At 50.5% G+C, this 5,562-nt stretch carries 6 protein-coding genes; all 6 read left to right on the plus strand.

Annotation, left to right across the window (positions count from 1 at the left end; genetic code table 11):
• Nucleotides 1–223: hypothetical protein (locus A4E33_RS00140; RefSeq protein ID WP_292345285.1), on the plus strand; the 223-nt coding region annotated here is incomplete at its 5' end.
• Complete coding sequence (locus tag A4E33_RS00145; RefSeq protein ID WP_292345287.1) at nucleotides 220–2,535, plus strand: RND family transporter; 2,316 nt, start codon at nucleotides 220–222, stop codon at nucleotides 2,533–2,535. The genes A4E33_RS00140 and A4E33_RS00145, both read left to right, overlap by 4 nt.
• Nucleotides 2,532–2,951, plus strand: a complete 420-nt coding sequence (locus A4E33_RS00150; RefSeq protein ID WP_292345289.1) for a response regulator — start codon at nucleotides 2,532–2,534, stop codon at nucleotides 2,949–2,951. The genes A4E33_RS00145 and A4E33_RS00150 overlap by 4 nt, the downstream gene beginning before the upstream one ends.
• Nucleotides 2,952–3,136: 185 nt before the next feature.
• Complete coding sequence (locus A4E33_RS00155) at nucleotides 3,137–3,556, plus strand: response regulator (protein ID WP_292345291.1); 420 nt, start codon at nucleotides 3,137–3,139, stop codon at nucleotides 3,554–3,556.
• The gene (locus A4E33_RS00160; protein WP_292345293.1) at nucleotides 3,553–3,831 is read left to right on the plus strand and encodes a hypothetical protein; all 279 of its coding nucleotides are present in this window, start codon (nucleotides 3,553–3,555) and stop codon (nucleotides 3,829–3,831) included. Before A4E33_RS00155 ends, A4E33_RS00160 begins: the two co-directional genes overlap by 4 nt.
• On the plus strand, nucleotides 3,832–5,562 hold a 1,731-nt coding region (locus A4E33_RS00165), incomplete at its 3' end, for a B12-binding domain-containing radical SAM protein (RefSeq protein ID WP_292345295.1).

Consider the following 5,562-nt stretch of genomic DNA (forward strand, 5'->3'; position numbering starts at 1 on the left):
CGGGAAAAATCGCAGAGGAGACAACAGTGTGCTTTCAGCAGAGTGGTTGAGGGAATTCGAGCAGCATGAAGAGAAACCTGGAAAATATCAGACCTGGTGGGATACTGCTTTCTATGTTCATGTGGTGCGAAATCCCCGGGGTTGCCGGACAAGGATAAATGATATGGTGGTCGGACTGTCGGTACCTTCCCGGCAACGAAAAGAACCGGGGAGTGCCGAATGATTAACGAATTCTTTGAAGGCATCGCCAATATAATCATCAGGAAGCCGAAGCTGATGGCCGGTCTGGTCCTTGTTTTTTTATGCATCGGTCTCTACGGCGTAACCATGCTTAGTATGCAGACGGGGTGGGATACTTACATAGACAAGGACTCCCCGGGCGGAGCCCTGCAGGCAAAATACGAAGATAACTTCAAGTCAGATGCAATCATCCTCATTGTCGAAGCAGGCGACCCGCTGAGCCCGGAGGTCCTTGCATATATCGATAATCTTGAACAGGATTTCCGGCAGCAGCAGAATATCCAGAGCACACTCAGTATCGTCGATGTGCTGAAAAGTGCCAATAGCGGGACGCTCCCTTCATCGCGGGCGGATACGGACCGCATTATCAGTTCACTTCCCGAGAGCACCCGCAGCCAGCTCGTTCCTTCCAACGTGCTGACCCTTGTCCAGATCCGGCTCGCTCCGAGATTGTCTGAAAATGCCCAGAAATCAGTACTGGACAATGTGGAATCGATTATTGATAATTCCAACGCGCCACCTGGCATCATCGTGGAGACATCCGGCACCCCGGCGTTCACCCAGCAGATGAAGGAAGGACTCACGAGTAACATGGGCATCCTCATCGGGGGAGCAATGGTCCTGATGATTATCACCATGGGGATCCTTTTTTCCTATGTGCGGTACCGGCTCATGCCGGTCATCCTCGTCGGGATTGGCCTGGTGATCTCTTTAGGCATGATGGGAATTGCCGGTATCAGCCTGAACATGGCGGTGATAGGGGCCTTCCCGGTCCTGATCGGGCTCGGAATCGATTATGCAATCCAGTTCCACGCCCGGTTTGATGAGGAGATCAGGAAGGGATCGATCGAGGACGCGGTCTTCGTGACCGTGACCCGTACCGGCCCGGCCGTTATGTACGCGATGCTCGCCACATGCATGGGTTTTCTCGCAATGTTCGTGTCGGAAGTTCCCATGATCCGTTCGTTCGGTCTCGTGGCGATCATCGGCATTTTCACCTGCTACTGGGTATCGTGCATCGGTATGCCTACGCTGGGTCTCCTGCTAAAGTACCAGCCCAAGCAGCAGGAAACCGACCAGTGCTATGCCGTGGGGACTGATGCGTGCGATACGATTATCAAAAAGCCGGAAAAAAGCCGGAACACAAAAAAGAATTCCTTCTCCTATGGGAAGTTCCTGACGGACACCTCGGTAAAGATTGCAAAGAACCCGGTACCGGTCCTGCTCCTGGCTGGTATTATCGCCCTTATCGGATTCCAGATCGACCCAACCATTCCGGTACAGTCGGATGAAAACGCGATGGTTCCCTCCGGTATGTCAGCCAAGATCAACATCGACAAGATCACCCGCATCATGGGATCGACCGATACCGCAGACTTCCTCATCCAGGGCTCGCGCGTGACGGATCTCGATACCATGATCTGGATGAAAAAGTTCCAGGAGTACGAACTGTCGCACCACCCGCAACTCACCGCATCCACGAGCATCGCTACGTATGTCCTCCAGTATAATGGCGGCGTGATGCCGGAAACCCAGGCAGGGCTCGATGCCGTGCTGGAAAAGATTCCCGATGATACCAGAAAATCATACATCAGCGGATCGATGAGCGGGATCATCAAATTCAATACCATCAAGCTCCCGATGGGACAAAAGAGTACCTTAAAGGAGCAGATGAAAAGGGATATCACATTCCTCGAACCCCCTATTGGGATTATCGTAAATCCTGCTGGAAATTTTGAACTGTTCACCATGCTGCTGCGATCCCTCTCAGATTCCAAGGAGACCATGACTTACCTCGGATTCCTCTTTGTCTTCATCTTCCTCATCCTCGTGTACCGGCACTTCCATGCAGTCTCGCCGATCATCCCCATCATTTTTGTCGTGGGCTGGAATGCTGTTATGATGTATATCCTGGGCATCGACTATACGCCGCTCACTGCAACGCTGGGATCGATGACCATCGGCGTTGCCGCGGAATACACGATCCTCGTCATGGAACGGTATGCCGAGGAAGAGGAGCGGACGCACGATCCCATTGCCGCCATCCAGGAAAGCGTCCAGAAGATCGGCACCGCCATCACGGTCTCGGGACTTGCCACGTTCTTTGGCTTTTCGGCACTTTGCCTCGCGACATTTCCCGTCATCGCCAATTTCGGTACAACGACCTTGATCGCAGTAGCATTCTCGCTGATCGGTGCGATCTTCATCATGCCTGCGGTCCTTTCCCTCACGGGTGGTTTCTCCGAATGGCTTGAGCGGAGAAAAGCACAGGGTGCTCATGAAGGAGGAGAATGATCACCGTTCTGTATGTCGATACAGATCCGAAGATGTGGACGATCATTTCCCATATCTTTGAAAAATACTGTGCCGTATCGATATTCCCTGCGGGTTCCGGGGAAGAGGCACTGGGATGGCTTTCCCAGTACCATGCCGACGTGATCGTATCTGACATTAATTTACCGGGAATGAGCGGGATCCAGTTCCTCCATATCCTGAGAGCCGGAGGTATCGCGACCCCGTTTATCTTCTTTTCCGAAAGCGCCCACCCATATGTCAAGAACAAGGCCTGCCGGGAGGGCATCTCCGGGTTTATTCCACGTAAAGGACTGGAGAAAAAACCTGTTCTGGATTTATTGAGGATGGTCTGCTGGGCAACCGGCAGCCATGACGGGGAGTACCCTTCTCTGGAGGATCTGAAACGTGGGGTCTGACGGCAGGATTTCCCGTAAAGACGCGAACCGTTCAGGAATAATGATCAGCTTCGTATTGAACCGGTCTGTCAGGAAACAGCCGCGTACAACGATGTACGAAAAGAACGAGTTCTCATCTCTGCAGGTACAGGAAAAATTCAGGTATCCTGTCCTGAGGTATCCAGCATACGGGTGACGTGAGATCCATGCCTGCAATCCTGTTTGTCGATGATAATGAGGAGATCCTTACCCTTGGAAAATTATTCCTTGAGGGATCAGGAACGATGACCGTTGATACCGCCGCATCCGCCACCATGGCAATCGGGAAGCTCAACCGTGGGAAGTATGATGCGATCCTGTCCGATTACAATATGCCGGTTATGAACGGTATCGAATTCCTGCAGTACGTCCGGAATGCGTACGGGGATATCCCGTTTATCATGTTCACATGTAACGATACACACGAAGTATTCACCGAAGCTCTCGAAGGCGGTGTAGATTATTGTATAGTAAAAAGTTTTGAGCCAAAACACCAGTTCATGACCCTGGGATTTCTGCTCAGGCACATTATCGAACAAAAGCGGATACGTGATAACCAAAGGGAACTGCAGGAGCAGGAAAAATGAAAACCGGTTACAAAATCGTACTTGCCGCTGACAGAACCCTCATGAGTAAATATCCCGGTGGCCTGAGTTCCCCCCTCATCGAAAAAACAATTTTGAGAACCTTATTGAAATGCGGGGAATTTTTGTCGTTGAGAAAGATCCGGGCCTGCAAGAGCAGCCTTCAGGCTGGCAGACCTTTCAAGATCGGCAAAAACACATTTCAGAGTTTCAACCCGGGTAAATTGATGACTGTAATTCGAACCAATTCAAGCAGCTTATACGAGAAGAGGGATTGAATGGCATTCAAAAGAATTTTACTGGTAAAACCCCCGGGAAGAAAAGGATTAGGCTTTGCCTCAGATGTAATCCCCATTGGCTTGGAGTACATCGCAGCCTCATTAGAGAACATCGTTGACAAGGTCCATATCATTGACATGGAGCACGAACAGAGTTCTTTTCACTCTTTTCTCGATGCTCTTAACCCCGATCTGGTTGCCATCACGATGTCGGCAACCGACCACTACGAAGGCCTGCGCATAGCAAAAATCGCAAAGGAAAAAGGCTGCATAACGGTTTTAGGCGGTTATCATCCGACAGCTATACCCGATGAGCTGCTATTACACCCGCAGGTTGATCTGATTGTAAGGGGTGAAGGGGAATATACGATGAGGGAGCTGGTTCAGAAGGACTCTTTCGGAGATATTCCTGGCCTGTCCTACAAAAAGGATGGAAAGATCATTCACAACCGCGACCGTCAGCTCATTCATGATTTAGACGCCTTGCCATTTCCGGCACGGCAACTGAGGAGACATGAGTATAAAGATCACGTAATAATCGAGAAGGGCAGGGAGAGGGAAGTGATCACCATGTCCCGGGGGTGCTGGGGGCGGTGCAGCTTTTGTTGCGAACCAATGATATGCAGGGGTTATCAACGGTTTCGCTCTCCCGAAAACGTGATGGAGGAACTGCTGGAAATAGTATCGTTCCATAAAAGACAACCCCTGTTCATCTTTGTAACGGATCCCAATTTTATGGGTTTTCCCCAATGGGTTGATCATTTCTGTGATCTGTTACATCAGGAGAATTTAGACATAAAGTTCTCGGTGTTAGTCAGGGCGGACAATGTAGTAAGGAATCCTGATATTGTCAGGAAGATGTGCGAAAACGGTATACTCAGTTATGAGATGGGAATTGAAAGTCCAAAAGCTGAAGACCTGAAAAATATCCGGAAAAACATAACCCTGGAAATGCAGGAGAAAGCCGTGAAGATATTGGCAGACAATGGCGCATGGGTTGGAGGCACATTCGTCATCGGCTTGCCCGGCCAGACCGAGGATGAGATAAAGAGATTCCCCACGTACGCAAGAGAAATAGGGTTAACCGGTGCGGCTTTCGGTGTGGCAACACCGTTCCCGGGAACTGAATTCTACAGAAATCTGGAGCAGGAAGGTTTGATCGTTGAACGCGACTGGACCAGATACGATGAGATGCACTCCGTGTTCGAATTGAAACACGTGAGCAGAGAGAGGCTGGAGGAGCTGGCAACCTACTGCCATGCCAGGTTCTGGACACTGGACACGCTTATCGAGCAGGCTCGATTCTCTCTGAAATCCGGACGGAAAGTGTCTTTGGAAGATTTTATCGGGGGCATATTAAACGCCGTGAGGTTTGGCTGGAACACAACGAGGGATCTCCAGAAAGAAAACCTTCTCGCCCATTGGAGGGTCGCTGCCGAAGCCGGGGCAGATCCTTGTGTCGAAGAGTACACAAGGCAGATTGGCGTGCACAACATCATAGAATTTCCGCCGTTTTTATTCAGGGTTTTAGGGGAACAGACGATTCAATTTACCATTAAAAGCGAAGGCGATCCGATCACAAGTTATATCATAAAAACCACCGCGGGCACCGTGGAGTACGTGAAGGCTGTGTCAGGACGGCTGGAAGACGCGACCATCAATCTCGATGCTGATCTGAATGACCTTGATTTGTCAATGGGCAACACCAGTAACCGGGAGCTCCTGAAAAAT

Origin of the sequence: Methanoregula sp. PtaB.Bin085, assembly GCF_002067035.1 — an archaeon.
GTDB lineage: Archaea > Halobacteriota > Methanomicrobia > Methanomicrobiales > Methanospirillaceae > Methanoregula.